Origin of the sequence: Burkholderia sp. 567, from assembly GCF_040545115.1 — a bacterium.
GTDB lineage: Bacteria > Pseudomonadota > Gammaproteobacteria > Burkholderiales > Burkholderiaceae > Burkholderia > Burkholderia ambifaria.
Genome location: NZ_JBEPLG010000010.1, coordinates 254,330 through 280,859, shown reverse-complemented (window position 1 = coordinate 280,859; position 26,530 = coordinate 254,330). Strand labels below are relative to the sequence as shown.

25 protein-coding genes and 1 riboswitch are annotated in these 26,530 nt (G+C 68.7%); of the genes, 15 read left to right on the top strand and 10 right to left on the bottom strand.

Annotated features, from left to right (window positions below):
* Positions 1-193: 193 nt before the first annotated feature.
* Positions 194-1,636 carry a DEAD/DEAH box helicase gene (locus ABIC50_RS27225; RefSeq protein ID WP_354168049.1) on the top strand — a complete coding sequence of 481 codons (1,443 nt, stop codon included), beginning with the start codon at positions 194-196 and terminating at the stop codon, positions 1,634-1,636.
* On the opposite strand, the gene ABIC50_RS27220 is transcribed toward ABIC50_RS27225, so the two are convergent.
* The 3 genes from ABIC50_RS27220 to ABIC50_RS27210 all read right to left on the bottom strand — a co-directional run bounded on the left by ABIC50_RS27220 (position 1,630) and on the right by ABIC50_RS27210 (position 4,989).
* Positions 1,630-2,139, bottom strand: coding sequence for a hypothetical protein (locus ABIC50_RS27220; protein ID WP_175665402.1), 510 nt, complete (start codon positions 2,137-2,139; stop codon positions 1,630-1,632). The two genes, ABIC50_RS27225 and ABIC50_RS27220, sit on opposite strands and share 7 nt — an antisense overlap.
* Before the next feature lie 66 nt (positions 2,140-2,205).
* Positions 2,206-3,033, bottom strand: a complete 828-nt coding sequence (locus tag ABIC50_RS27215) for a ferritin-like domain-containing protein (protein WP_105785056.1) — start codon at positions 3,031-3,033, stop codon at positions 2,206-2,208.
* A gap of 315 nt (positions 3,034-3,348) precedes the next feature.
* Entirely contained in the window at positions 3,349-4,989 is a 1,641-nt protein-coding gene (locus tag ABIC50_RS27210) for a gamma-glutamyltransferase family protein (RefSeq protein ID WP_354168047.1), read from the bottom strand.
* Positions 4,990-5,213: 224 nt separating this feature from the next.
* Here ABIC50_RS27210 and ABIC50_RS27205 point away from each other — a divergent pair, with 224 nt between their 5' ends.
* Positions 5,214-5,993, top strand: coding sequence for a DeoR/GlpR family DNA-binding transcription regulator (locus ABIC50_RS27205; RefSeq protein ID WP_012364650.1), 780 nt, complete (start codon positions 5,214-5,216; stop codon positions 5,991-5,993).
* 305 nt (positions 5,994-6,298) lie between these two features.
* Positions 6,299-6,496 carry a hypothetical protein gene (locus tag ABIC50_RS27200; protein WP_006751304.1) on the top strand — a complete coding sequence of 66 codons (198 nt, stop codon included), beginning with the start codon at positions 6,299-6,301 and terminating at the stop codon, positions 6,494-6,496.
* Between the two features lie 91 nt (positions 6,497-6,587).
* On the opposite strand, the gene ABIC50_RS27195 is transcribed toward ABIC50_RS27200, so the two are convergent.
* On the bottom strand, positions 6,588-6,956 hold the full coding sequence (locus tag ABIC50_RS27195; protein ID WP_354168045.1) for a hypothetical protein: 369 nt from the start codon (positions 6,954-6,956) through the stop codon (positions 6,588-6,590).
* Positions 6,957-7,118: 162 nt separating this feature from the next.
* Between ABIC50_RS27195 and glpD the strand changes: the two genes are divergently transcribed.
* From glpD to ABIC50_RS27180, 3 genes are all read left to right on the top strand, one after another.
* Positions 7,119-8,642 carry a glycerol-3-phosphate dehydrogenase gene (gene glpD / locus ABIC50_RS27190; RefSeq protein WP_354168043.1) on the top strand — a complete coding sequence of 508 codons (1,524 nt, stop codon included), beginning with the start codon at positions 7,119-7,121 and terminating at the stop codon, positions 8,640-8,642.
* A gap of 105 nt (positions 8,643-8,747) precedes the next feature.
* Positions 8,748-10,250 (top strand): glycerol kinase GlpK, encoded by a 1,503-nt coding sequence (gene glpK, locus ABIC50_RS27185; RefSeq protein WP_011657858.1) that lies wholly within the window; start codon positions 8,748-8,750, stop codon positions 10,248-10,250.
* Positions 10,251-10,334: 84 nt separating this feature from the next.
* The gene (locus ABIC50_RS27180; RefSeq protein WP_006757965.1) at positions 10,335-11,051 is read left to right on the top strand and encodes an MIP/aquaporin family protein; all 717 of its coding nucleotides are present in this window, start codon (positions 10,335-10,337) and stop codon (positions 11,049-11,051) included.
* Positions 11,052-11,180: 129 nt separating this feature from the next.
* Here ABIC50_RS27180 and ABIC50_RS27175 read toward each other — a convergent pair whose 3' ends face one another.
* Genes ABIC50_RS27175 through ABIC50_RS27165 form a run of 3 tightly spaced genes read right to left on the bottom strand, consistent with a single transcriptional unit; the run spans position 11,181 to position 13,866 of the window.
* The gene (locus ABIC50_RS27175) at positions 11,181-12,431 is read right to left on the bottom strand and encodes an NAD(P)/FAD-dependent oxidoreductase (protein ID WP_354168041.1); all 1,251 of its coding nucleotides are present in this window, start codon (positions 12,429-12,431) and stop codon (positions 11,181-11,183) included.
* 4 nt (positions 12,432-12,435) lie between these two features.
* The gene (locus ABIC50_RS27170; RefSeq protein WP_011657860.1) at positions 12,436-12,744 is read right to left on the bottom strand and encodes a non-heme iron oxygenase ferredoxin subunit; all 309 of its coding nucleotides are present in this window, start codon (positions 12,742-12,744) and stop codon (positions 12,436-12,438) included.
* Positions 12,745-12,780: 36 nt separating this feature from the next.
* Positions 12,781-13,866: a fatty acid desaturase family protein gene (locus ABIC50_RS27165; protein ID WP_471686020.1), complete on the bottom strand. Its 1,086-nt coding sequence runs from the start codon at positions 13,864-13,866 to the stop codon at positions 12,781-12,783.
* 172 nt (positions 13,867-14,038) lie between these two features.
* On the opposite strand from ABIC50_RS27165, the gene ABIC50_RS27160 reads away from it, so the two are divergent.
* The 6 genes from ABIC50_RS27160 to ABIC50_RS27135 all read left to right on the top strand — a co-directional run bounded on the left by ABIC50_RS27160 (position 14,039) and on the right by ABIC50_RS27135 (position 19,232).
* Entirely contained in the window at positions 14,039-15,103 is a 1,065-nt protein-coding gene (locus ABIC50_RS27160) for a LacI family DNA-binding transcriptional regulator (protein ID WP_175656329.1), read from the top strand.
* Positions 15,104-15,245: 142 nt separating this feature from the next.
* Positions 15,246-16,280, top strand: coding sequence for a xylose isomerase (locus ABIC50_RS27155; protein WP_354168037.1), 1,035 nt, complete (start codon positions 15,246-15,248; stop codon positions 16,278-16,280).
* A gap of 35 nt (positions 16,281-16,315) precedes the next feature.
* The gene (locus ABIC50_RS27150) at positions 16,316-17,146 is read left to right on the top strand and encodes a TIM barrel protein (RefSeq protein ID WP_354168036.1); all 831 of its coding nucleotides are present in this window, start codon (positions 16,316-16,318) and stop codon (positions 17,144-17,146) included.
* 79 nt (positions 17,147-17,225) lie between these two features.
* Entirely contained in the window at positions 17,226-17,405 is a 180-nt protein-coding gene (locus tag ABIC50_RS27145; RefSeq protein ID WP_354168035.1) for a hypothetical protein, read from the top strand.
* Positions 17,402-18,388, top strand: a complete 987-nt coding sequence (gene iolG, locus ABIC50_RS27140) for an inositol 2-dehydrogenase (protein ID WP_354168033.1) — start codon at positions 17,402-17,404, stop codon at positions 18,386-18,388. The genes ABIC50_RS27145 and iolG overlap by 4 nt, the downstream gene beginning before the upstream one ends.
* A gap of 157 nt (positions 18,389-18,545) precedes the next feature.
* Positions 18,546-19,232 (top strand): HAD family hydrolase, encoded by a 687-nt coding sequence (locus ABIC50_RS27135; RefSeq protein ID WP_041491396.1) that lies wholly within the window; start codon positions 18,546-18,548, stop codon positions 19,230-19,232.
* 90 nt (positions 19,233-19,322) lie between these two features.
* On the opposite strand, the gene ribB is transcribed toward ABIC50_RS27135, so the two are convergent.
* The 3 genes from ribB to ABIC50_RS27120 form a co-directional block, all read right to left on the bottom strand.
* Complete coding sequence (ribB, locus tag ABIC50_RS27130; RefSeq protein WP_175669901.1) at positions 19,323-20,033, bottom strand: 3,4-dihydroxy-2-butanone-4-phosphate synthase; 711 nt, start codon at positions 20,031-20,033, stop codon at positions 19,323-19,325.
* 118 nt (positions 20,034-20,151) lie between these two features.
* A riboswitch (FMN riboswitch) is annotated at positions 20,152-20,300 on the bottom strand.
* Between the two features lie 208 nt (positions 20,301-20,508).
* A complete protein-coding gene (locus tag ABIC50_RS27125) occupies positions 20,509-21,192 on the bottom strand; it encodes a helix-turn-helix domain-containing protein (RefSeq protein WP_175660384.1) in 684 nt (227 codons plus the stop codon).
* 200 nt (positions 21,193-21,392) lie between these two features.
* Positions 21,393-22,568, bottom strand: a complete 1,176-nt coding sequence (locus ABIC50_RS27120) for an MFS transporter (protein WP_011657869.1) — start codon at positions 22,566-22,568, stop codon at positions 21,393-21,395.
* 147 nt (positions 22,569-22,715) lie between these two features.
* Between ABIC50_RS27120 and ABIC50_RS27115 the strand changes: the two genes are divergently transcribed.
* The 3 genes from ABIC50_RS27115 to ABIC50_RS27105 all read left to right on the top strand — a co-directional run bounded on the left by ABIC50_RS27115 (position 22,716) and on the right by ABIC50_RS27105 (position 26,379).
* Entirely contained in the window at positions 22,716-23,648 is a 933-nt protein-coding gene (locus ABIC50_RS27115) for a LysR family transcriptional regulator (protein ID WP_165751996.1), read from the top strand.
* A gap of 277 nt (positions 23,649-23,925) precedes the next feature.
* Positions 23,926-25,299 (top strand): tRNA (N6-isopentenyl adenosine(37)-C2)-methylthiotransferase MiaB, encoded by a 1,374-nt coding sequence (gene miaB, locus ABIC50_RS27110; RefSeq protein ID WP_354168031.1) that lies wholly within the window; start codon positions 23,926-23,928, stop codon positions 25,297-25,299.
* 33 nt (positions 25,300-25,332) lie between these two features.
* Complete coding sequence (locus ABIC50_RS27105; protein ID WP_011657872.1) at positions 25,333-26,379, top strand: PhoH family protein; 1,047 nt, start codon at positions 25,333-25,335, stop codon at positions 26,377-26,379.
* The last annotated feature ends 151 nt before the right edge of the window (positions 26,380-26,530 follow it).

Below are 26,530 nucleotides of genomic sequence, written 5' to 3'. Positions count from 1 at the left end.
AACCACCGTTTCGCCACTGCCCCCGCACCTGGTGACCTCCTTGCTGCCCGCGGGTTGTTAAAAACGCCGGCCCCCCACCGGGGGGCGCGCGGGTGGGCCAACCCCCCCCCCCCGCCCCTTTGCTTTTTGCGACGCCATTCCCCGCGCAGGCCGCGCGAGGCGTCGCAAATCATAAAACTCAAGAGTGGTATCTATGTCTTTCGAATCTCTCGGCTTGGCCGAACCGCTGGTCAAGGCGGTCAATGAGCTCGGCTACACGTCGCCGACCCCCATCCAGCAGCAAGCCATCCCCGCCGTCCTCGGCGGCGGCGACCTGCTCGCCGGCGCACAAACCGGCACCGGCAAGACCGCCGGCTTCACGCTGCCGATCCTGCAGCGCCTGCACACGTACTACGCCGAGCATCGCGGCGCGAAGCGCGCGGTGCGCGCGCTGATCCTCACGCCGACGCGCGAACTCGCCGCCCAGGTCGAGGAAAGCGTGCGCGCGTACAGCAAGTACGTGAAGCTGCGCTCGACCGTGATGTTCGGCGGCGTCAGCATCAATCCGCAGATCGACGCGCTCAAGCGCGGCGTCGACATCGTCGTCGCGACGCCGGGGCGTCTGCTCGACCACATGCAGCAGAAGACGATCGACCTGTCGAATCTCGACATCCTCGTGCTCGACGAAGCCGACCGGATGCTCGACATGGGCTTCATCCACGACATCAAGCGCGTGCTGGCGAAGCTGCCGCCGCAGCGCCAGAACCTGCTGTTCTCGGCTACGTTCTCCGACGAGATCAAGTCGCTCGCCGACAGCCTGCTCGACTCGCCGGCGCTGATCGAAGTCGCGCGCCGCAACACCACCGCGGAAAGCGTCGCGCAGAAGATTCACCCGGTCGATCGCGATCGCAAGCGCGAGCTGCTCACGCACCTGATCCGCGAACACAACTGGTTCCAGGTGCTCGTGTTCACGCGCACCAAGCACGGCGCGAACCGGCTCGCCGAACAGCTGACGAAGGACGGCATCAGCGCGATGGCGATCCACGGCAACAAGAGCCAGTCGGCCCGCACGCGCGCGCTCGCGGAGTTCAAGAGCAGCACGCTGCAGGTGCTGGTCGCCACCGACATCGCCGCACGCGGGATCGACATCGACCAGCTGCCGCACGTCGTCAACTTCGACCTGCCGAACGTGCCGGAAGACTACGTGCACCGGATCGGCCGCACGGGCCGCGCGGGCGCGACCGGTGAAGCCGTGTCGCTCGTGTGCGTCGACGAGAAGCAGCTGCTGCGCGACATCGAGCGGCTGATCAAGCGCGAGATTCCGCAGGAAGTGATCGCGGGCTTCGAACCCGATCCGAGCGCGAAGCCGGAACCGATCCAGCAGCGCCGCGGGCAGCAGCCGCGTGGCGGCAATGCCGGCGGCGGCGGTGGCAATCGCCAGCCGCGTGCAGGCGGCTCAGGCCAGCCGGCCGCGAAGCGCGAAGGCAGTGCACAGCCGAAGGCCGCGAAGGCAGCCAAGCCGCGCACGGCCGGCGGCGCGGGCGGCAATGCCGGCGGCGGCCGTCCGTCCGGCGGCAACGCCGCACGCCCCGCGAGCGGCAACGCCGCGCACCCGAACCGCAACCGTTCGTCGCGCAGCGGCCAGCGCGGTCACTGAAGCCGCGCGGCCGCGCGCCGCAGGTGCTCGACCTGGCTTTGCCAGCGCGCGAGCACCTCGGCGCGCACCTCTCCTTCCAGCGCAAACGTGACACCCGTCGCGAGACGCGCATAGCCGACCCGCTGCGCATCGCCGTGCGCGATCGTCGCAGCGAAGCCGGCCAGTCCGCCGAAGTCTCCTTCGAGCGGCTCGATCCTCAGTTGTGCCTGAAAGAATGCGCCGTCCGCGACGAGCGTCAGCGCGGCCGCGCGCCGCTGCGCGATCGCACGCGCCGCGCGCGATTGCGGCCATAGCGCGAGCAACAGCGTATGCGCGTCGCGCGCATGGATCTCGCCGACACTGAGCAGCGTCGTGCGCAGCTGGCCGTCGTCGGTCGCGACGATCAGCGACGCGGCGACGTCGGCATGGCGCTCGAGCGCGGTGCCGTCGAACAGCGCGACGACGGCCGGCGGCCACGCGTCGAACGTCCATTGTTCGAGCGCGTGGCGATGGGAATCGGTCATGATGGCGGCCCCGGTGAAAAGCAGACGACGATGCCGCAGCATACGCGCTGGGCCGCGCGGTGACGATCAGCGCATGAACACGTGCCGCGTGATCTTCGTCAGCGGATAGTGGACGCCCGGCTGGATCTTCGCGGGCAGGTCGAGCGGCTTGAGCAGCATCTTCACGCACATGTCGGCCGACAGGTTGCGCCGCACGAGCGAGCTGATGCGGGCGACGCGCTCGCGGTTGTACTGGCTGTCGCCGACGCGATCCGGATAGCGGATCGCGAACACGTGGCGCAGCGCGATCTCCGAATCCTCGTTCTTGATTTCCATCACGCGGCGCATCAACGCGCCGAGCACCGCGAGCCGGCCGTTGCCTTCGAGCTTGTTGTACTTCTTGAAGAACTTGAAGAAGTGCTTGTAGTGACGCACTTCGTCGGTGCGGATGTTGTCGGTGATTTCCTTCAGCACCGGCTCGTCCGAGCATTCGTTGATCGCGCGATAAAGCGTGGCCGTGCCCGTCTCGACCACACAGCGGGCGACCATCTCGAGCGCGCGGGTCTTCTCGAACGCGTCGACCGAGCAGGTCTTCGAATACTCTGCGAAGAAATTCGCGAACGCGGTGTCCCAGTCGAACTCGGGCCACACGTGCGCGATGTACGCCTTCAGCGCGCGCCCGTGCTGCAGTTCCTCGGGCTCCCACGCCGTGTTGAGCCACGCGGACACTTCCGGGTCGTCGTTGAAGAACTCGCTCAGGTTGCTCGTGTACAGATCCGAGCCGCTTTCGATGAACGACGACGCGCACAGCAGCAGCAGCAGATCCTCGTTTGCGGCGGCGCGCTGACGATCGATCCGGTTCAGGTCGATGTCCTCGATACGCCACGGCATGACATGCGTCGTTTCAGTAGGCATGGTGATGCGCTCCCAGTCGTCGCGCGGCCGCGCGGCCGATGCCCTCGGCACGGGCCCGGCGCGCCCGCAGGCGACGTGTTGCTTGCATTTATAGTGGATTGGTCCGGCCGAACCATGCTGGCATCTTAGCCGCACTTGAATGTTCGTGCTTCAAAGCACTGACCATGCCCGGCGGGCGCAGTTCCGCCGCGGGTGTTGCGGTTCGTTAGACGAGTTCTTCGAACCGGTTGCGCGCGCTCGGTGGCATGCGCGGCATCAGGCAAGACGGGCGGCCATTCGGCCGCCCGTCGCGCGCAGGAATCTGGAAGCGTTCCGTCAGAAACCGGCCGCGAGACCATCGCGACGGCTGTCGCTCGCGGCCACGTAGCCGCGGTCGGGATCGTCGGGATCGAGGCGCCACACGAACTGCCCGGAGCCGAAATCCATGTAAGGATCGTCGACCGACTTGATCGTATGGCCGCGCGCGGCGAGCGCGTCGACCGTGTCGCGGTTCATCGTCGCCTCGACGTCGAGCGTGAAGTCGCGATTGACCTTCCAGCGCGGTGCGCAGCACGCGGCCTGCGGCTGCTGTCCGTAGCCGAGCATCCGCACGATGGTCTGCAGATGGCCCTGCGGCTGCATGTCGCCGCCCATCACGCCGAAGCTCATCACGGCCTCGGTGCGGCCGTCGATCTCCTCGGTGACGAACGCCGGGATGATCGTGTGGAACGGCCGCTTGCCGCCCGCGACGACGTTCGGCGAGGCCGGGTCCATCGAGAAGCCGTGCCCGCGGTTCTGCAACGCAATGCCCGTCCCGGGCACGACGAGCCCCGAGCCGAAGCCCATGTAGTTCGACTGAATGAAGCTCACCATCATCCCGCGCTCGTCCGCCGCCGACAGATAGATCGTGCCGCCCGAATGCGGCCGGCCGGCGGCGAAGTGCGTCGCGCGCGTGCGGTCGATCAGCTTCGCGCGTTCGGCGAGATACGCGTCGTCGAGCATCTGTTCGGGCGTCAGCTCCATCGCACGCGGATCGGCGACGTAGCGATAGACGTCCGCGAACGCGAGCTTCATCGCCTCGATCTGCAGGTGCTGCGAGTCGACCGAATCGACAGGCCATTCGGTCACGCCCGCGTGCTCGGCGATCCCGAGCGCGATCAGCGCGGCGATGCCCTGCCCGTTTGGCGGGATCTCGTGGATCGTGTGACGGCCGAAGCGCTTGCCGATCGGCTCGACCCATTCCGGGCGGTAGCCGTGCAGATCGGCTTCGGTCAACGCGCCGCCGCCTTCGCGCGCGAACGCCGCGAGCTGCGCGGCGAGCGCGCCCTCGTAAAACGCGCGCGGGCCGTCCTTCGCGAGCGTGCGCAGCGTGCGCGCGTGGCCCGGCAGGCACATGCGTTCGCCGACGAGCGGCGCGCGCCCGCGCGGCATGAAGGTATCGGCGAAGCCCGGCAGCCCCTGCAGCTCGGGCACCGCGGCCGCCCACTTGTGCGCGACGATCGGCGACACCGAATAGCCGCGCTCGGCGAGCTCGATCGCCGGCTCGAGCAGGTCCGCGAACGGCAGCGAACCGAACTTCGCATGCAGCGCTTCCCAGCCCGCGATCACGCCCGGCACCGTCACGGTGTCCCAGCCGCGCGTCGGCTTGTTCGCGATGCCGTGCGCGTCCTCGCCGTGGCGCTTGCGGAAGTAGTCGGGGTTCCACGCGGCCGGCGCGACACCCGACGCATTCAGCCCGGACAACCGCCCGCCGTCCCACACGAGCGCGAACGCATCGCCGCCGAGCCCGCACGACACGGGCTCGACCACCGTGATCGCGGCCGCGGCGGCGAGCGCCGCATCGACGGCATTGCCGCCCTTCCACAGCATCCGCAGCCCGGCCTGCGCGGCGAGCGGGTGCGACGTCGACACGACGTTGCGCGCAAACACCGGAATGCGGATCGTCGGATACGGGTTGTGCCAGTTGAAGTCAGTCATCGGTGCCACCTCGTCGAAAGCGGAATGAACGCGCCGCGCGCAAGTTCGGCGTGCGCGGACAGTCCGCCATTGCAGCGCGATCCGCGCGATCGCGCAAATTCATTTGTCAAATGAATCCATGCGCGCTCCGCATGAATGACGGGCAACCGCGCGCCGTGCGCCGGCCGAACGCCCTTTCCGCCCCTTACAATACGCGCTCCGCCTCACGATCCGACCGCCCAGCCATGACCCGAGATCCCCGCCTCACCCTCAACGCGCGCCAGCAGGAATTGCTCGAATGGGTGCAGCGCGACGGCTTCGTGACCGTCGACGATCTCGCCGCGCACTTCGCGGTCACGCCGCAGACGATCCGCCGCGACGTCAACTGGCTCGCGGACCTGAACCTGCTGCGCCGCTACCACGGCGGCGCGAGCCTGCCGACCAGCTCGGAGAACGTGTCGTACACCGCGCGCCAGCGGATGTTCCACGACGAGAAGCGGCGCATCGCGGCGCTGGCGGCGTCGCACATTCCCGACCAGGCGTCGCTGTTCATCAACCTCGGCACGACGACCGAGGAAGTCGCGCGCGCGCTGAACCGCCATCACGGGCTGCACGTGATCACGAATAACCTGAACGTCGCGTCGATGATGAGCGGCTATCCCGACTGCGAGGTGCTGATCACGGGCGGCATCGTGCGGCCGTGGGACAAGGGGATCGTCGGCGAACTCGCGATCGACTTCATCCGCCAGTTCAAGGTCGACTACGCGATCATCGGCACGTCGGCGATCGAGGCCGACGGCACGCTGCGCGACTTCGACACGCGCGAGGTGCGCGTGGCCGAGGCGATCATGCAGCATGCGCGCACGGTCTACCTCGTTGCCGACCACTCGAAGGTCGGCCGCCCGGCGCTCGTGCGTCAGGGGCATCTGAGCCAGGTTCATGCGCTCTTCACCGACAAGCCGCTGCCGCCGGAGATGGCCGACGCGGTGGCCGCCGCAGGCACCGAAGTGTACGTCGCTGAATAACACTTGCGATGCTGCACCGCACCCGAAACTTCAAGTGAAATCAAGAAGTTGGCGCACCAACCGAACCGCTAGCGCCCCGCGTGCCTGTCAAACGGAAAATTAACGGGGCACGATTTGTCGTTGCTCGCGCGCTCGACTAGACTCCAGTTCCCCGGCCCGTTCGCCCGATCCGCCCGTGCCAAGGCGTGTGCGAACTCCCAGGCCGGCCAATACAGCTTTCCCCCCAAGCCATACCCCCGTGTGGGGTATCGCGCTGCGGCGTTCGCGCCGGCCGCGCGGGCATACTGGTCGCCATGGAGAGAACGATGCTGAGTCCGCATGAATTCGCCACGCTATTGCTTGTGAAGGACGCTCCCGATCAAACCAACATGGATCGGGACGAAATCGACGCACTGCTCGAACAGCAGCTCGTCCGCCTGGAAGGGCTCGGCTCGGGACGCAAATACTGCGTGACCGAGACCGGCGACGCCGCGTTGCGATCCATCAAATACCGATATTCCTGAACTACCGCTGCTCCTGACCTGAGCGCGCGCGGCCGGATTTTCCCGGCCGCGCCGCTTTTCCGCCTTTCCCGCCTCTGTCAGCTTCCCCGCGTCAGCCGCCGCGCAGCGTCGGATCGACCGCGGCCCGCCAGCTGACGGCCTGCGCACGTGCGCCGTTGAAATACGCGACCCATCCGGCGCGCCCCGCCGCATCCGGTGCCGCATAGCGGGTCGAAAGTTCGTTTACGAACGCGCAATAGTTCGCTTGCGTGAGCCCGCGATACCGTTTCGCCACGTACGCGTCGTACAGCGTCGAGTAGACCGGCTGCGCGTCCGCGCCCCAATCGTGCGCGGTGCCGCCGCACGACGTCTGCAGGTCGACGAATGACGGCGCACGCCAGTTGCCGGCAAGCGGCGGCGTGCCCGAAGCGCACCCTGCCAGAACGACGGCGCAAACGCCGGCCCACATCCCAATACGCATGATTCACCTCGCGAAACGGTCGATGCCGCCAGTATCGTCCGGGATCGCCGCGCGCGCTACTGGCCCCGCTTTTTCGAACTTTACTTTTTCGATTTCGTTCGTTAAATTTCGAATTCGAACATTTCATGTTCGCCCATTTCCATCAGACGATAAGGACAGCAGGTGACCCAACCGAATCGCTACGATCTGCTCGTCGTCGGCGGCGGCATCAACGGCGCGGGCATCGCGCGCGATGCGGCCGGCCGCGGCCTGTCGGTCCTGCTCTGCGAGCAGGACGACCTCGCGTCGCACACGTCGTCGTGCAGCACGAAGCTGATTCACGGCGGCCTGCGCTACCTCGAATACAACGAATTCGGACTCGTCCGCAAAGCGCTGCAGGAGCGCGAGACGCTGCTGCGCGCGGCGCCGCACATCATGTGGCCGCTGCGCTTCGTGATGCCGCACATGCCGAACCTGCGGCCGGCCTGGCTGATCCGCATCGGCCTGTTCCTCTACGATCACCTCGCGAAACGCGAACTGCTGCCCGGCTCGCGCGGCATCGACATGCGCCGTCATGCGGCCGGCGCGCCGCTGATCGACTCGATCAAGCACGGCTTCGTGTATTCGGACGGCTGGGTCGACGATGCGCGCCTCGTCGTGCTGAACGCGCTCGATGCGAAGGAGCGCGGCGCCGAGATCCTCACGCGCACGAAGCTCGTGTCGGCGGAGCGTCACGGCGACGAATGGGAAGCGCGGCTGCAGCACGCGGGCGGCTCGATTCGCGTCGTGCGTGCGCGCGCGGTCGCGAACGCGGCCGGGCCGTGGGTCGGCGACGTGCTGCACGGCGCGCTCGGCCGCGGCGCGCAGCACAGCGTGCGGCTCGTGAAGGGCAGCCACATCATCACGCGGCGCCTGTTCGATCACGACCACGCGTACATCTTCCAGAATCCGGACAAGCGGATCATCTTCGCGATTCCGTACGAGCACGACTTCACGCTGATCGGCACGACCGACGTCGAATACACGAACGATCCCGCGAAGGTCGCGATCGATCGCGACGAGACGCAGTATCTGTGCGATTCGATCAACCGCTACTTCAAGCGCAAGATCTCGCCGGCCGACGTGCACTGGACCTATTCGGGCGTGCGCCCGCTGCTCGAGGACGAGAACGCCGCGAACGCATCGGCCGTCACGCGCGACTATCGCCTCGAGCTGGACGACGGCGCCGGCGCGCCGCTGCTGTCGGTATTCGGCGGCAAGATCACGACCTTCCGCAAGCTCGCGGAAGAAGCCGGCGACCTGCTGTGCGGCGCGCTCGGCCGCGATGCGAAGACCTGGACCGCCGCCGCGCCGCTGCCGGGCGGCGACATCGCGAACGCGAAGTTCGACGTGTTCGCCGACGCGTTCGCGAAGCGCCATCCGTGGCTGCCCGCCGCGCTCGCGCGCCGCTATGCGCGTGCGTACGGCACGCGTGCCGAACGCGTGGTCGACGGCGCGCGCGCGCTCGCCGATCTCGGCACCGAAATCGCGCCGGGCCTCTACGACGCCGAACTGCGCTACCTGCGCGACGTCGAATGGGCGACCTGCGCGCAGGACGTGCTGTGGCGTCGCTCGAAGCTCGGCCTGCACGTCGCGCCGGGCACGCTCGACGCGGTGACGGCCGCGGTCGACGCGTGGTTCGCCGCCGCGCACGCGCCGCACGCATGATCCGCTTGCAGTTGCAGTTGTCTTACCGATGTTGATTCACCGACGCGCCGCCCGACATGCGGCGCGCATCACAACTACGCCGATCCACGGATGGAGATGAGAGACATGCAGGACCAGTACATCCTCGCGCTTGACCAGGGCACCACGAGTTCCCGCGCAATGCTGTTCGATCGCCAGGGCAATATCGTATCGATTGCCCAGAAGGAATTCGAACAGATCTACCCGCAACCCGGCTGGGTCGAGCACGACCCTCAGGAAATCTGGTCGACGCAAGCAGGCGTCGCGGCGGAAGCCGTCACGCGCACCGGCCTGAACGGCACGTCGATCGCCGCGATCGGCATCACCAACCAGCGCGAGACGACGATCGTCTGGGATCGCGAGACGGGCCAGCCCGTCTACAACGCGATCGTCTGGCAGGACCGCCGCACCGCCGACTTCTGCGATTCGCTGAAGAAGCAGGGCCTCGAGGCGAAGGTGCGCGCGAAGACCGGCCTGCCGATCGACTCGTACTTCTCCGCGACGAAGATCCGCTGGATCCTCGACAACGTGCCGGGCGCGCGCGACAAGGCACGCCAGGGCAAGCTCGCGTTCGGCACCGTCGACAGCTGGCTCGTGTGGAACTTCACGAAGCACGAGCTGCACGTGACCGACGTGACGAACGCGTCGCGCACGATGCTGTTCAACATCCACACGCGCGAGTGGGACAGCGAGCTGCTCGAACTGCTCGACATCCCGCGCAGCATGCTGCCGGACGTGAAGGCGTCGTCGGAAATCTACGGCCACACGAAAACCACCGTGTTCGCGTCGAAGATCCCGCTCGCGGGCATCGCCGGCGACCAGCACGCGGCGCTGTTCGGCCAGATGTGCACGACGTCGGGCATGGTGAAGAACACCTACGGCACCGGCTGCTTCCTGATGATGAACACCGGCGACAAGCCGATCGAGTCGAAGAACAACCTCGTCACGACGATTGCCTGGCAGATCGGCGACGACGTGCAGTACGCGCTCGAAGGCAGCATCTTCATCGCGGGCGCGGTCGTGCAGTGGCTGCGCGACGGCGTCGGCATCATCAAGACCGCCGCCGAAATCGAAGCGCTCGCCGCGAGCGTGCCGCATACCGACGGCGTCTATCTCGTGCCGGCGTTCGCCGGCCTCGGCGCGCCGCACTGGAACGCGCGGGCGCGCGGTTCGGTGTTCGGCGTCACGCGCGGCACGACGTCCGCGCATCTCGCGCGTGCGGCGCTCGATGCGATCGCGTATCAGTCGCTCGACGTGCTGGCCGCGATGGAAGCCGACTCGGGCATCAGCATCGGCGAGCTGCGCGTCGACGGCGGCGCGAGCGCGAACGACCTGCTGATGCAGTTCCAGGCCGACCTGCTCGGCGTCGACGCGGTGCGTCCGCAGATCACCGAGACGACCGCGCTCGGTGCGGCCTACCTCGCCGGCCTCGCGATCGGCTACTGGAAGAACCTCGACGAAGTGCGCAGCCAGTGGCAGCTCGATCGCCGCTTCGCGCCGTCGATGCCGAAGGAGCAGGTCGAGCAACGCATGGCCGGCTGGCAGCGCGCGGTGCGCGCCGCCAAGGCATGGGCCGACGACACGCAGTAAGCGCAGCACACCTATACAAACGAAATACAACAACACCGGCGGACCGCGCGGCGCGCGAGTCCGCCGTCATCTACGAGAGACAACATGTCACCTTATATTGCGGAATTCATCGGCACGGCGATCCTCGTGCTGCTCGGCAACGGCGCGGTCGCAAACGTGCTGCTTGCGAAGACCAAGGGCAAAGGCGCGGATCTGATCGTCATCGTGATGGGCTGGGCGATGGCGGTGTTCGTCGCCGTCTACGTGACGGCTTCGTTCAGCGGCGCGCACCTGAACCCGATCGTCACGATCAGCCTCGCGCTCGCGGGCAAGTTCGCGTGGTCGAAGGTCGGCGGCTACATTGTTGCGCAGATGCTCGGCGGGATGGCCGGCGCGTTACTCGTGTGGCTCGCGTATCGCCAGCACTTCGCGAAGGAAGCCGATGCGGACCTGAAGCTCGCGGTGTTCTGCACGGCGCCCGCGATCCGCAGCGTCACGCACAACGTGCTGACCGAAGCGATCTGCACGTTCGTGCTGATTCTTGGCGTGCTGTACCTCGCGTCGCCGCAGGTCGGCCTCGGCGCGCTCGACGCGCTGCCCGTCGGCTTGCTCGTGCTCGGCATCGGCATCTCGCTCGGCGGCCCGACCGGCTATGCGATGAGCCCGGCGCGCGACCTGTCGCCGCGCCTGATGCATGCGCTGCTGCCGATCCCCGGCAAGCGCGACAGCGACTGGCGCTATGCGTGGGTGCCGGTGATCGGTCCGCTGCTCGGCGGCGCCGCCGCGGCCGGCCTGTATCTGCGTCTGCACGCAATGGCCTGAACGCGTTTCTTCACTCGAGTGCGAGCGCGCGGCAGCGGCTGCCGCGCGCTTGCGGTTCCTCCGCCCCTCCTCCCTTCTCCCTCTTCCCTTCTGGCACGGCCGCCGCTGCGCCGGCACCTCACACCGCCGCTAGCGATCGCCCGCGGCCGGCACTAGCGACTTCAGCTTCACCCCCGCATCCGCGACCGCGGCCGGGCTCACGCCGATCCCGCGCTCGACCAGCAGGCGCGCGACGCGCATCTCCTTCACGAATCCCGACGCACGGCCGAAGCCGCTCGCCGCGACGAGCCGCTCGCCCGCATCGAAGTGGAAATGGATTTCCGCGTCGTCGCCGAGCACGCGCGCGACCGTCCGCTCGCCGAGCGCAGGCTCGCCAGCGACCTGCAGCTGCGCGTCGTATTGATCGGACCAGAACCACGGCACCTCGCGATACGGTTCGTCGGCGCCGAGCATGTTGCGGGCGGCGACGCGCGCCTGCGTTTCGGCGCCGTGCCAGGTTTCCTGACGCACGAGCCGCCCTGACGCCGCGCTCGGGAACACCGCGACATCGCCGGCCGCATAGATGCCGCGCGCCGACGTCTCGAGCCGCGCGTTCACGACGATCCCGCGCTCGACGACGAGGCCCGCGTCGCGCGCCAGCTCGTCGGCCGGTTCGATCCCGATGCCGGCAACTACCGTATCGGCGATCAGCGTGTCGCCGTCGTCGAGCACGACGGCCAGTGCGCCGTCCACCATCCGCTCGATCGCGACGGGTCGGCGGTTCAGGCCGATCGAGACGCCCCGCCGCACATGCAGCGCGTGCACGCGTGCAGCGATCGGCTCCGGCACCGCGCGCCCGAGCAGACGCGGCGCCGCATCGAGCACGCTCACGCGCGCGCCGCGCGAGCGCGCCGACGCCGCGACCTCGAGGCCGATGAAGCCGCCGCCGATCAGCACGATCCGCGCATCGGGCACGAGCCGCGCGCCGAGCACCGCCGCATCGTCGAGCGTGCGCAATGCGAATACGCCGTCGAGTTCCGCACCCGGAATCGCGAGGCGGCGCGCGCGGCCGCCGGTCGCGAGCAGCATCGCGTCGTAGGTGAAGCCGCGGCCGCCCGATACGTGTACTTCGCGCGCAACCGGATCGATCCGCTCGACCGTCGCGACGAGCGGATCGATGCCGTCCGCGCGCCACGCCTCCGGATCGCGCAACCCGCATTGCGCCGCGCTGCGCTCGCCGGTCAACACCCCCTTCGACAACGGCGGCCGCTCGTACGGCAGGTGCGCCTCCGCGCCGATCAGCACGATGCGCCCGCGCCAGCCGCCCTCGCGCAGCACTTGCGCCGCGCGGCCGCCCGCATGTCCCGCGCCGACGATCGCCATCACCCGGTCGTTCGTCATCGCGTCACACCTCGATCAGGATGCGGCCGTCCTCGACCTTCGCGCGGTAGGTGCGCAGTTTTTCGCAGGCCGGCGCCGACAGCGCGCGGCCGTCGCGCACGTCGAAACGCCCGTTGTGCTTCGGACATTCGATCACGTGGTCGATCACCAGCCCGTCCGCGAGATGCACGTGCTCGTGCGTGCACAGCCCGTCGCTCGCATACACGTTGCCGTCGATCCGGTAGATCGCGTAGGTGCGGCCGTCGTGGTCGAAGCGGGCGACGTCCTCGTCGTCGATATCGTCGAGGGCGCCGGTGTCGATCCATTGCGTCATGATGCGTGTCTCCTTCGTTGGAATCTTCGATGCCGGTCATGCACGCGCGGCGTCCGGCACCGGCCGCACGACGTGATGGGACGGGTCGCGCGTCTGCCGGACGAGCGCCGGCACGATCTCCGCATACGCGGCCAGCGTGCTGCGGTACGGCGGCGGCATGTCGGCCTTCACGGCGTCGTGCAGCTTCGGCAGCGCGTGGAACGGCACCATCGGGAACATGTGGTGTTCGACGTGGTAGTTCATGTTCCAGTACAGGAAGCGAAACACCGGATTCATCATCACGGTCCGGCAGTTGCGCCGGTGATCGAGCACGTTCTCGGGCATGCCCGCGTGCTGCGTGAGGCCGAAGTACAGGTACAGCCACGCGCCGTAGAGGCTCGGCAACCCCATGTAGAGCAGCGGCAGGATCGTGTGCCAGTACAGCGCCGCGGCGATCACGACGGCATAAACGGTCAGATGAATCCGCGCTTCGCGCACGGCCTTCGGCCACTCCGATTCGGGCACGTAGGTGCGCTCCGCGTCGTCGAGCCGGCCGGCGAACGCGAGCACGACCATCTTGCGCAGCTCGCTCGCCACATGCTTGAGCGCAATCACGTTCAGCGCGAGCCCGAGCCAGTCGGTCGGCTTCGGCGCGGCGATCTCCGGATCGCGCCCGACGACGAGCGTGTCGGTGTGATGGCGCGCGTGGCTCCAGCGCCATACCGTCGCGCGGCGGAACACCTGGAACGACGCGGCCTGGTACAGCACGTCGTTCATCCAGCGCGTGCGGAACGCGGTGCCGTGCCCGCACTCGTGCCAGCGCGAGTCGGCCGGGCTGCAGTAGAGCGTGCCGTACACGAAGAACGCGGGAATCGCCCACGCGGAATGCGCACGCCATGCGAGCCACGCGAGCACGCCGCTCGCGACGATCGCCGCGTACCAGATCAGCGTGTCGCGGATCGCGCGCACGTCGTCGCGCTGCATCAGCTGCTTCATCAGCGGCCGCGGCACCGGGCACCGGTACCACTCGGCGTTGACGAGCCCCGCCGCCCGCGCGCGCTCGCCGGCGCCGCCGATCATTCGGTATTCCTGACGGCGCGCCGCCGCGCTGCGCTCGTGCGCCTGGTCGTCCGTATGGGCCACGCGTGTCTCCTGGTTTTTCGTTCTCGGGAAGCGCGGTGAGCGCTTCGTCATGCATTCAAAATTAGGCGACGGCCCTGGCCCGCTCAATCGAAACGTTGACGAAATTTCGCCATCGCTTTAGCGTTCCGGACAGCGCCACGCACCGATGGCGACGAACAACATGGAGACGACCATGACCGACCCGTCCGGTCCGCGCTGGCGCAAGCGCACCGCGCGCTTCGACGAGATCGCGGCACTCGCCGGAGTCAGCACGACCACCGTCGACCGCGTGCTGAACGAGCGCGGCAGCGTGTCCGCGCAGGCGCGCGAGCGCGTGGTGGCGGCCGCGCGCCAGCTCGGCGTGCCGCGCCAGTTGCCCGACACGCGGCACGGGCTGCTCCACGTCGACGTCCTGCTGCCGGACACCGACGCGCCGTTCTTCCGGCGGCTGCAGCAGGCGCTGCAGCGCTCGCTGCAGATGCTCGACCGGCGCGTGGTCGTGCACCGGACCATCCTGCCCGCCGCGGACGACGAACGCGCCGCCGCGCTGATCGAGCGGCCCGCCTACCGGCGCGCGGCGCTGATCGTCACCGCACGCGACACGCCGCGCGTGCGCGACGCGCTGGCCGGCGCGATCGCGCGCGGCGAAACCGTCGTCACGATGGTCACCGACATCGGCGGCGGCGCGCGCGTGCACTACGCGGGCATCGACAACTATCGCGCCGGGCGCACGGCCGGCTACTACATCGGCCGCCTCGCGGCGCGCCCCGGCCGCGTGCTGTTGCTGGGCGGACGCATGGGCTATCGCGCGCACGCCGACCGGATGGCCGGCTGCGTCGACCAGCTGAAGGAGGCGTTCGCCGCCCTCGCCTGCGACGATGCGCCGGTCGAAACGCTCGATCAGGACGACCGCTGCTACCGCGCGGTCACGAACGCGCTGCACACGTACGACGATATCGTCGGGATCTACAACAGCGGCGCCGGCTCGGCCGGCATCGAGGCGGCGCTGCGCAAGGCGGGCGCGGCCGGACGCGTCGTCTGGGTCGGGCACGAGATGATCGATCTGCACCGCACCTACATCGAGGCCGGCTCGATGGACATCGCGATCGACCAGGATCCGGACGGCCAGGCGATCTCCGCGCTGCAGCATGTGCTGCATGCGTGCGGCATCGTCGACCAGCCGCCGCCGGGCGACCCGGTCGAATTCCGCGTGTTCTGCTCGGCCAACGTGCGCACCAGCGCGTATCTGCAGACCTGACGCCGCGTCGCGCGTCGCGCGCAGGCGCGGCGCGAAAAATCGACCGCCGCATGGGCGAGTTTTCGTCAACGTTTGTCATGCGGCGCGCGCGGCATGTCCGTACATTGGGCAGCCATCCAGGGACCAGGACGGACAGGAGACGATGGCTGAAGCGATCCTCATCGGCGTAAACCTCGACGGCGTGCTCGAACACGACGGCCTGCCGCTGCCCACGCCCGCCGAGCGGTTCCGGATGATCGCCGGCGCCGGCGTGTTCGACTATGTCGAAAAGAACCCGGTGCGCGGCGAGGATCTCGCGCCGTACTTCGCGCTGGTCGACCGGCATGCGCTGCCGATTCGCGTGATCGGCGGCATCTGGTGCGCCGGCCGCGACGAAGCGCACGTCGACGAGATCATCGACGCCGGCGCGCGGTTCGGCAGCACGGTGCTCAACTGCCAGCTGTACGCGCACCACGCGGACGGTCATCCGTTGTCGGACCGCGAAGTCGCCGCCTTCTACCTGCGCGCGTACGAACGCGGCGAGCCGGTCGGCTGCCTGCCGAGCCTCGAAGTGCACGTCGACATGTGGAGCGAGGATTTCCGGCGGGTCGCGCGGGTCGCGCAATGCGTCGAGCAGGCCGGCGCGCCGTTCAGGATCACGCTCGACCATTCGCATCTGCTGTTCAAGATCGGCAATCGCGGCGAACTCGACGCGTCGGGCCTGCACGAGCCGGCCGGAAGCGCGCGCCACTTGCTCGACCCGGCGTCGCCGTCGGCCGTCTACGCCGACTGGATCGCACGCGGCTGGGTCCGGCACGCGCATGCGCGCAGCGTGATCCCGAACAATCCGGAGAACCGCTGGATGCGCCGCGCGGACGGCCGGCCCGGCCGCGGAATCCAGTACCCGTTCGTCGAACCGGCGCCATGCGCCTATCACGACGATTGGCATCCGGCGCCGCTCGACACGTGGAAGACGGCGCTGCGGCACCTGCTGCAGTGGCAGGTCCATGCGCGGCCGACGTTGCTCGAGCAGATCAGCTGCGAGTTCATCCCGTTTCCGGACTATGGCGGCGGCGCCCGCTATTCGATCTTCGACAACAACGTCGCTTGCGCGCAGTGGCTGCGCGACACGTGGCACGCGCTTGCCGCGCAGCCGGCGGAAAAACCGGCCGGCGGCTGCGCGCACGGCTTCACCTGATTCGCCCGCCCCACCCGAGACCTGAGGACCGAACGATGACGCAACCAGCATTCCATTTTTCGCTGAACCGGATGAGCGCGCCGCGCCTGCCGCTCGACCGCTATGTCGCACTGTGCCGGCGGCTCGGCGTCGACTCGATCGAGATCCGCAACGATGTCGACGGCATCGAGATCACCGACGGCACGCCGGCCTCGGCCGTGCGCGCGACGGCCGAGGCCGGCGGCGTGACGATCCTGACGATCAACGCGCTGCAGCGCTTCGAGCAATGGAATGCCGAACGCGCGGACGAAGCGACCGTGCTCGCCGACTACGCCGCGCAATGCGGCGCGCGCGCACTGGTGCTGTGCCCGACCAACAGCCGCGCCGACACGCGCAACGCCGACGCGCGCCACGCAGATCTCGTGAAGGCGTTGAACGCGCTCAAGCCGATCCTCGCTGCGCGCGGCCTCCTCGGCTTCATCGAGCCGCTCGGCTTCGAGGAATGCGCGCTGCGCCGCAAGTCGGACGCGGTGAAGGGCATCTACGCCGCGGCCGGCGAACAGGTATTCCGGCTCGTGCACGACACGTTCCACCATCACCTGTCGGGCGAGGACATCTTCTTCCCGAACCTGACGGGCCTCGTGCACATCTCGGGTGTCGAGGAAAGCAACCTGCCGATCGACCGGATGCGCGACGGCCATCGCGTGCTGGTCGGCATGGCCGACCGGCTCGGCAACGTCCGACAGCTGCGCGAACTGCTCGCACGCGGCTATCGCGGCGCGTTCTCGTTCGAGCCGTTCGCGAACGAGATCGCCGAAGCGGATGACATCGAACAGCGGCTGCGCGCCAGCATCGATTACCTCCGCGGCGAGCTCGCGGCTCGCTGAGCGTCGCGGCGACGCACGATCCGTGCGGCCACGCGCCGATGTTCGCGCTCGGCGGCGCATACAGCCTGTCGAAGCGCACGTGCGCAACGCGAGCGGCCCGAATTTCTCGGCCGCGAACAACAACCCCGGTACGGACAACGACAACCTCGCGAATCCGCTGCGGGGCCATACGCAGACCGGCGTGAACATCGGCATCAACCATTCGTTCCGACGCCGCGCGCTGTCGGAACTCAACGGAGTCAACAGGAGAACGGCATGATCGAATTCGCTTTGTTCGGTGCGGGAAGAATCGGGAAGATCCACGCGGCGAATCTGGCGCGCCACCCGGGCGCGAAACTCAAGTACGTGGTCGATCGGCATGCGCCGTCGGCCGACGCGCTCGCGCATGCGCACGGCGCGCAGGTCGCCGACATCGAACGCGCGCTCGGCGACACGTCCGTACAGGCCGTCGTGATCGCATCGAGCACCGATACGCACGCAGACCTGATCGTCGCGGCGGCGAACGCGGGCAAGGCCGTGTTCTGCGAGAAGCCGGTCGACCTGAGCGTCGCACGCTCGCGCGAATGCGCGGAGGTCGTGCGCCGCCGCGGCGTCCCCTGCATGATCGGCTTCCAGCGCCGCTTCGACCCGACCTTCGCCGCGCTGAAGGCGCGCGTCGAGCGCGGCGACATCGGCGCGCCGGAAATGCTGGTCGTCACGAGCCGCGACCCCGGCGCGCCGCCCGTCGACTACATCCGCAGCTCGGGCGGCATCTTCAAGGACATGCTGATCCACGACTTCGACGTGTTCCGCTGGATCCTCGGCGACGAAGCGCAGACGCTGCATGCGACCGGCAGCTGCCTGACCGATCCGGCCGTGCGCGACGCCGGCGACCTCGATTCGACCGCCGTGACGATCCGCACGCGGCGCGGCCTGCTGTGCCAGATCAATACGTCGCGCCGCGCGGCGTACGGCTACGACCAGCGCTTCGAGCTGCTCGGCAGCAAAGGCATGCTGCAGGCCGGCAACGTGCGGCCGACCGAAGTGACCGCGTGGTCGGCGAACGGCATCGCCACCGACGTGCCGGAGCCGTTTTTCCTTGAGCGCTACCGGCACGCCTACGCGGCCGAGATCGCGCACTTCGTCGATGCGCTGCGCGACGGCACGCCGGTCAGGACGACGATCGACGACGGGCTCGCCGCGCTCGAGCTGGCGGAGGCCGCGATGACGTCGTGGCAGACGGGGCGCGTGATCGAGGTGTGACGTGCACGGCGGCGCGGTGCGGCGATACCGTGCCGCGTCCGGTACGCCGGATCGATCCGGCCGCGCAAGCAGCTCGCCGAACGGTGCGCGGCACGGCCGCGAAAGCACGTATCATGGCGGCATGATCGGCGTCGCCGACACCCGCCTTTTCACCACCATGCTCGATCACCTTATCTGCGACTGCGACGGCGTGCTCGTCGACAGCGAAGTCATTGCCGACCGCGTGCTGTTCGAAACGCTGTCCGCCACCTTCCCCCACCTCGATTTCGAAGACGCCGCGAAGTCCGCGTTCGGCCAGCAGACGTCGCGCTTTCTCGCGGGGCTCGAAGCGCATTTCGGAATACGGATGCCGGACGGCTTCATCGAAACCATCGAGCGCAACATCGAGACCGGTCTCGCGCAATCGCTCGCGCCGATCACCGGCGTGCGCGATGCGTTGCTGAAGGTCAGCCTGCCGGCCGCGGTGGTATCGAACAGCCGGCTCGTGCGCGTGCGCAGCTCGCTGAAGCGCGCGTCGCTCACCGAAATCTTCGGCGATCGCGTGTTCAGCTCCGAGCAGGTCGCGCGGCCGAAGCCGTACCCCGACGTGTACCTGCATGCGGCGAACACGCTCGGCGTCGCGCCGGCGCGCTGCATCGTCGTCGAGGACAGCGTGTCGGGCCTGAACGCCGCGCGTGCGGCGGGCATGAAGACGATCGCGTTCGTCGGCGCGAGCCACATCCCCGACAACTACGCGGACGCGCTGCGCGCGATGGGCATCACGCGGATCATGCGCAGGATGGATGAACTGCCGGCGCTCGTCGCGGCCGGCCTGCGCGGCGAATTCGGCGACGTGCAGTCCTGACGAGCGGCCGCGCCGCAGCGACAGAAGCGGCGTGCGGCTCGATGCGCACGCCGTACCGCGCGCGCATCGGCCCGCCCACTACGCCGGCTGTCAGGCCGGTTCGCAGCAGCGCTCGCGCACGGCCGCCAGCGCCTCGCGGAATTCCACCAGCTCCGCGATCGTCAGCATCGGCAGCCCGTGCTGCTGCGCGAAACGCTCGACGTCGTCGCCGCGCGTCATCGTGCCGTCCGGATTCATCAGCTCGCACAGCACGCCGGCCGGCTTCAAACCCGCCAGGATCGACAGGTCGACCGTCCCTTCGGTGTGACCGCGGCGCGCCAGCACGCCGCCCGGTTGCGCACGCAACGGAAACACGTGGCCGGGGCGCACGATGTCGTACGGCTTCGCGTCGTCGGCGATCGCCGCGCGAATCGTCGTCACGCGGTCGGCCGCGGACACGCCGGTATGCACGCCTTCGCGTGCCTCGATCGATACGGTGAACGCGGTGCCGTTGCGGCTCTCGTTGGTCTGCACCATCGGCGGCAGCTCGAGCGCGCGGACCTTGTCGTCGGTCAGGCACAGGCACACGATGCCGCTGCACTCGCGGATCAGGAGCGCCATCGTCTCGGGCGTGATGCGCTCGGCGGCGACGATCAGGTCGGCCTCGTTTTCCCGGTCGTGATCGTCCTGCAACACGACCGCGCGGCCCGCGCGCAACGCGTCGAGCGCGGCGGCGATGCGCGGCGGCACCGGTTCGGAATCGAGCAACGGGAGATCGGCAAAGGCGTCGGCGGGTGCCGACGAAACGGACAGGAAGGACATGTGAAACGCTCCTCGCAATTTCGATTTGGGCGAAAAACGTTTCAGGGCATTGCAAACAGACAGAACGACAACCCGCTTCGCACGCACGGCAAAGCAGCCCTGACGGACATGACTATCTGCACATCTTCTCTCATCCGGACTATGACCGTCGGCTCTGGCATTCGACCAGATCTGCTGACCCCGCGCGGTTGCGCGGGCGCTCGCGGGCTCGCCGGCTTTCGCCAGCCTACCGCCGGTGGGGAATTTCGCCCCGCCCTGAAGACGCACTGATTGCCGGCCGGGAATGCCCCGGAAAACCGGCGGGCCAAGCATACAACAGCTGCGCGCGCCGCGCAGCCAACCACACCTAAAACCTTACTGACGACTCCGTCTAACGGCATCGTCCGAACGGCCGACACCGAGCCGATACCAGGCCGGCGCGGCCGTCCCGCACGGCACCTGCGCCGGCCCCACCGGACCGGCAACCCGCCCGCGCTCAGCCCGCCGCGTGCGCCGCATCGGGCACGAGCCAGCGCGGCGGCACTTCGGGGCTCACCGTCACGCGGAACGCGCGCGCTTCGGTGTCGCCCGGATTGCGCAGGCTGTACGGCTGGTCGGCGTCGAACACGATCGCGTCGCCGGTCGCGAGCAACTGGCGGCGATCGTGCACGCTGACTTCGAGCGTACCCTCGCTGACGACCAGGTTGACCGTCGTGCCGGGCGCGCGGCGCGTGCCGGGCTCCGTGTGCAGCGGCGCGATCCGCAGCTCGTGGAATTCGGCCGCGGCCGGTTCGCCCTCCGGATACAGCGCACGCGCCGAGAAACGGCCGCTCGAGCTGACGACGCGCGCCGCGCGCTCCGCCGCCAGGTGCTCGAAGCCGTTCACCGCGTGGCGGCGCAGGAACGCGGCGACCGACACCTTCAGCGCCGCGGCGATCTTGCAGAGCACCTTGATCGACGGCACGCTGCGTGCGGATTCGATCTGCGCGAGCATCGCGCGCGATACGCCGGACAGTCGCGCAAGCGCATCGAGCGACAGCTGCCGCTCGGCGCGCAAGCGCGCGAGGTTCACGCCGACGACCTGCTCGAGGACGTCGAGCGACGCGGCCGCTCGCGCGCCGGCGGCCTCGCCGGACTCGAAGGAAGACACGTCGCGCACCAGCGCCAGGGATGAAGACATAGCATGGCCTCCGGGCCGCCGTGCGGCCCTGCGAATGGGGTGAGCCGGAATCGGGTTGCGCCACGAACGGCGCGTATCGAGACGCTATCACCCGGCCCTGCCCCGGCAAACGAAGTTATCTTCACACCGTTATCAGCATCGCGGAGGAATGCGTTCCCCGCGAACGTTTTCCCGTCGCCATGGCGTCGGCGCAGCGCCGCTCAATGCGCGGCCGGCGCCGCGCCGCGCGCCGGCGCGCGCGCATCGAGCCGCATCGCGAACCACGTGACGACGAGCGCCGCGAACGTCACCGCGACGGCGACCCACGGCAGCGCATCGAGCGCGAAGCCGTGCTCCAGCGCCAGTCCGCCGAGCCACGCACCGCCCGCATTGCCGACATTGAATGCGCCGATGTTCAGCGTCGACGCCAGATGCGGCGCGCTCGCGGCCTTCTCGACGACGCGCGCCTGCAGCGGCGGCACCGTCGCGAACGCGGCGATCCCCCACACGAACACCGTCACCGCGGCCGCGACCGGCAGGTGGCTGGTCTTCGCGAACACGGCCATCACCGCCATCAGCGCGACCAGGATCGCGATCAGCGACGGCATCAGCGCGCGATCGGCAAGCTTGCCGCCGAGCGTGTTGCCGACCGTGAGCCCGGCGCCGAACAGCACGAGGATCAGCGCGACCGCCCGTGGCGAATAGCCGGTGACGGTTTCGAGGATCGGCGCGATGTACGTGAACACGACGAACACGCCGCCGAAGCCGAGCACGGTCATCAGCAACGCGAGCCAGACCTGCGGCTCCTTCAGCACGCGCACTTCGTGGCCGAGGCCGACGGGCCCGCCGTCATGACGGTTCGGCACCAGCAGCGCGACGCCGCCGAGCGACAGCACGCCGAGCGCGGCGACGATCCAGAACGACGCGCGCCAGCCGAGCAGCTGGCCGACGAAGGTGCCGAACGGCACGCCGAGCACGTTCGACAGCGTGAGGCCCGTGAACATCAGCGCGATCGCGCTCGCGCGCTTGTCGGCCGGCACGAGCGACGCGGCGACCACCGCGCCGATCCCGAAGAACGAGCCGTGCGCGAACGACGTGACGACGCGCGCGACCATCAGCATCGCGTAGCCGGACGCGCTCGCGCACAGCACGTTGCCGACGATGAAGATCGCCATCAGCAGCAGCAATGCGGCCTTGCGCGGCATGCGGCTCGTCAGCACCGCGAGCAGCGGCGCCCCGACCGCGACGCCGAGCGCGTAGCCGGTGACGAGCAGGCCGGCCGACGGCAGCGACACGGCGAGGTCGTGCGCGACTTCGGGCAGAAGCCCCATGATGATGAATTCGGTGGTGCCGATGGCGAACGCGCTGATCGCGAGCGCCAGTAACGGGATGGGCATGACGTTCTCCGGAAGGCGGCGGACGCGGCGCCCGGTCGGTGCCGCACCGCACAAAAAAGCGGGATGTGCGCGCATTGTCCCGAATACGCCTATCTTTGATAATTGGCGTGGCATTTGAACCATTTTCAAAAAATTCTGGAAAATCCAATGGATCGACTGGGCGACATCCGGCTGTTCGTCGAGGCGGCGGAACTGGGCAGCCTGTCCGCGGCCGGGCGCAAGCTGAACGTCACGCCGGCCGCCGCGAGCGCGCGCCTCGCGAAGCTCGAGGCCAAGGTCGCGACGCGGCTGTTCGAGCGCTCCACCAGACAGTTGCGGCTCACCGACGAAGGCCGGCTCTACCTGAACTGCTGCCGGCAGGCGCTGCAGGCGCTCGACGACGCGCACGCGCTGCTGCAGGAAGGCCGCAACGTGGTGGCCGGCAAGGTGCGGCTGTCGTCGACGTCCGATTTCGGCCGCAACCAGCTGCTCGACTGGCTCGACGAATTCACCACGCTGCATCCGGGCGTCACGTTCTCGCTGACGGCGTCCGATTCGGCGTCGAACCTGTGGCAGGACGAAATCGACCTCGCGATCCGCTTCGCCGCGCCGCCCGACGGCGCGTTGATCGCGCGCCGGCTCGCCGCGAACCGGCGCGTGCTGTGCGCGGCGCCGTCGTTCGTCGAGCGCCACGGCGTGCCGGCCGATCCGCACGATCTGGCCCGATTTCCGTGCAACGTGATCACGATCGCGTCGGGGCCGATGAACACGTGGCGCTTCACGCGCGGCGACGAAGTACAGACTCACACGGTGCCGGTGTCGACCGCGTTCGAGACCAACGACGGCGGTCTCACCCGCGAATGGACGCTGCGCGGCCACGGCATCGCGCTGAAGTCGCTGTGGGACATCGCCGACGACGTGCGCGCCGGCCGGCTGCGCGTGCTGCTGCCCGACTGGCGGCACCAGGACGCGCCGCTGCACGCGATCTATCACAGCAAGCGCTACATGGCGCCGCGCGTGCGCGTGCTGCTCGATTTCCTCGCCGAACGCTTCGCCCGCGAGGAAGCGGCGCTCGACGACCTGCTGAATGCGTGCCGCTGACGCCGACACTGACGCTCGCGTGCGCCGCCCTATCAGGGTCGGAGCGGGCAGAACGGCGTCGCGCGGCCGCAACCCGCCGCCCGCCCGGGACGGCGCGTAAAGCTATAATGGAAGGCTTGCCCGACGGCTTTTCACGCGTGCACGCCACGCTCGCTCGACGCGCACCGCGCGCCCCGGTCCGCCATGCGGCGCCGGCACGAGCCGCTGCACCGCTGCAGCCGTCCCGATACACCCTTGACGACGCCCCCAGGTCAACCACTGCGAACGGCGAATCCCCATGACGAAAAAAGTTTACGTAAAGACCTTCGGCTGCCAGATGAACGAGTACGACTCGGACAAGATGGTGGACGTGCTCAATGCGGCCGAAGGCCTCGAAAAGACCGATACCCCGGAAGACGCGGACATCATCCTGTTCAACACGTGCTCGGTGCGTGAGAAGGCGCAGGAAAAGGTGTTCTCCGACCTCGGCCGCGTGCGCGAGCTGAAGGAAGCGAAGCCGGGCCTGCTGATCGGCGTCGGCGGCTGCGTCGCCAGCCAGGAAGGCGCGTCGATCGTGTCGCGCGCACCGTACGTCGACCTCGTGTTCGGCCCGCAGACGCTGCACCGCCTGCCGCAGATGATCGACCAGCGCCGCGCGAGCGGCCGTGCGCAGGTCGACATCTCGTTCCCCGAGATCGAGAAGTTCGACCACCTGCCGCCCGCGCGCGTCGAGGGGCCGAGCGCGTTCGTGTCGATCATGGAAGGCTGTTCGAAGTACTGCAGCTACTGCGTCGTGCCATACACGCGCGGCGACGAAGTGTCGCGCCCGCTCGATGACGTGCTGACCGAAGTGGCCGGCCTCGCCGACCAGGGCGTGCGCGAAGTCACGCTGCTCGGCCAGAACGTGAACGCGTACCGCGGCGCACTGACGGCCGGCTCGACGGAAATCGCCGATTTCGCGACGCTGATCGAATACGTCGCCGACATCCCCGGCATCGAGCGCATCCGCTACACGACGTCGCACCCGAAGGAATTCACGCAGCGCCTGATCGACACCTACGCGAAGGTGCCGAAGCTCGTGAGCCACCTGCACTTGCCCGTGCAGCACGGCTCCGACCGCATCCTGATGGCGATGAAGCGCGGCTACACGGTGCTCGAATACAAGTCGGTGATCCGCAAGCTGCGCGCGATCCGCCCGGACCTGTCGCTGTCGACCGACATGATCGTCGGCTTCCCCGGCGAGACCGAGGAGGATTTCGACAAGATGATGGCGCTCGTGCACGAGATGAGCTACGACACCAGCTTCTCGTTCGTCTACAGCCCGCGCCCCGGCACGCCGGCCGCGAACCTGCACGACGACACGCCGCGCGAGGTCAAGCTCAAACGCCTGCAACATCTGCAGGCGACCATCGAGGAAAACGTCGCGCGCATCAGCCGGTCGATGGTCGGCAAGGTCGAGCGGATCCTCGTCGAGGGCCCGTCGCGCAAGGATCCGAACGAACTGTCGGGCCGCACCGAGAACAACCGGGTCGTGAATTTCCCGGCGCCGCTCGCGTCGCACCCGCGCCTGATCGGCCAGATGATCGACGTGAAGATCAACCATGCGTACCCGCATTCGCTGCGCGGCGAGCTGCTGCTCGTGAGCGACGACGCGAGCGCGGCCACCCACTGACCGACTGACGCCCGACAGGAGCCCGACGCTACTTTGAAGACCGTCCAAGCACTGGAATTCACCGCGCCGCGCGAAGACAACGCGCGCCTCGCCAACCTCTGCGGCCCGCTCGACGAGAACCTGCGGCAGATCGAACAGGCGCTCGACGTCACGCTCGCGCGGCGCGGCCACCGGATCACGATCCGCGGACGCGGCGCGAAGCTCGCACTCGCGGCGCTCGAGAACTTCTACAACCGCTCGCGCGATCCGCTGTCGGTCGACGATATCCAGCTCGCGCTGGTCGAAGTGCGTCACACCGCCGGCAACGGCCGCCAGGACACGCTCGACGTGCGCTTTCGCGGCGACCCGGACCATCCGTTCGACGAACCGGCCGTGCAGCTCGACGACGCGGGGCCCGAGGAGGAACCCGGGCCGAAGCTGTACACGCGGCGCGCCGACCTGCGCGGGCGCACGCCCGCTCAGCGCGAATACCTGAAGCAGATCCTGTCGCACGACGTGACGTTCGGCATCGGGCCGGCCGGCACCGGCAAGACCTACCTCGCGGTCGCGTGCGCGGTCGACGCGCTGGAGCGCGACCAGGTCAAGCGGATCGTGCTGACGCGCCCGGCCGTCGAGGCCGGCGAGCGGCTCGGCTTCCTGCCGGGCGATCTCGCGCAGAAGGTCGATCCGTACCTGCGGCCGCTGTACGACGCGCTGTACGACCTGCTCGGCTTCGACAAGACGGCGAAGATGTTCGAGCGCCAGATGATCGAGATCGCGCCGCTCGCGTACATGCGCGGCCGCACGCTGAACCACGCGTTCATCATCCTCGACGAGGCGCAGAACACGACGCCCGAGCAGATGAAGATGTTCCTCACGCGGATCGGCTTCGGCTCGAAGGCCGTCGTGACCGGCGACACGAGCCAGGTCGACCTGCCGCGCGGGCACAAGAGCGGCCTCGTCGAGGCGCAGCAAGTGCTCGGCGGCGTGCGCGGCATCGCGCTCACGCGCTTCACGAGCGTGGACGTCGTGCGTCATCCGCTCGTCGCGCGCATCGTCGAGGCGTACGACGACTTCCACGCGCAGCACAAGGACGTGTGACGCACGGGCGGCGCCCGCGCGCCGCACCGGCCCACGGCCCGGCCCGCCCGACGGCGCGCCGGGCTTTTTTTCGCTCGCCCGCGGCCGGTGCGAATTCGGGAGCGATCGGCCGTTTGGTGTATCCTCAACGCGTTCCAATCGCCGCACCCGT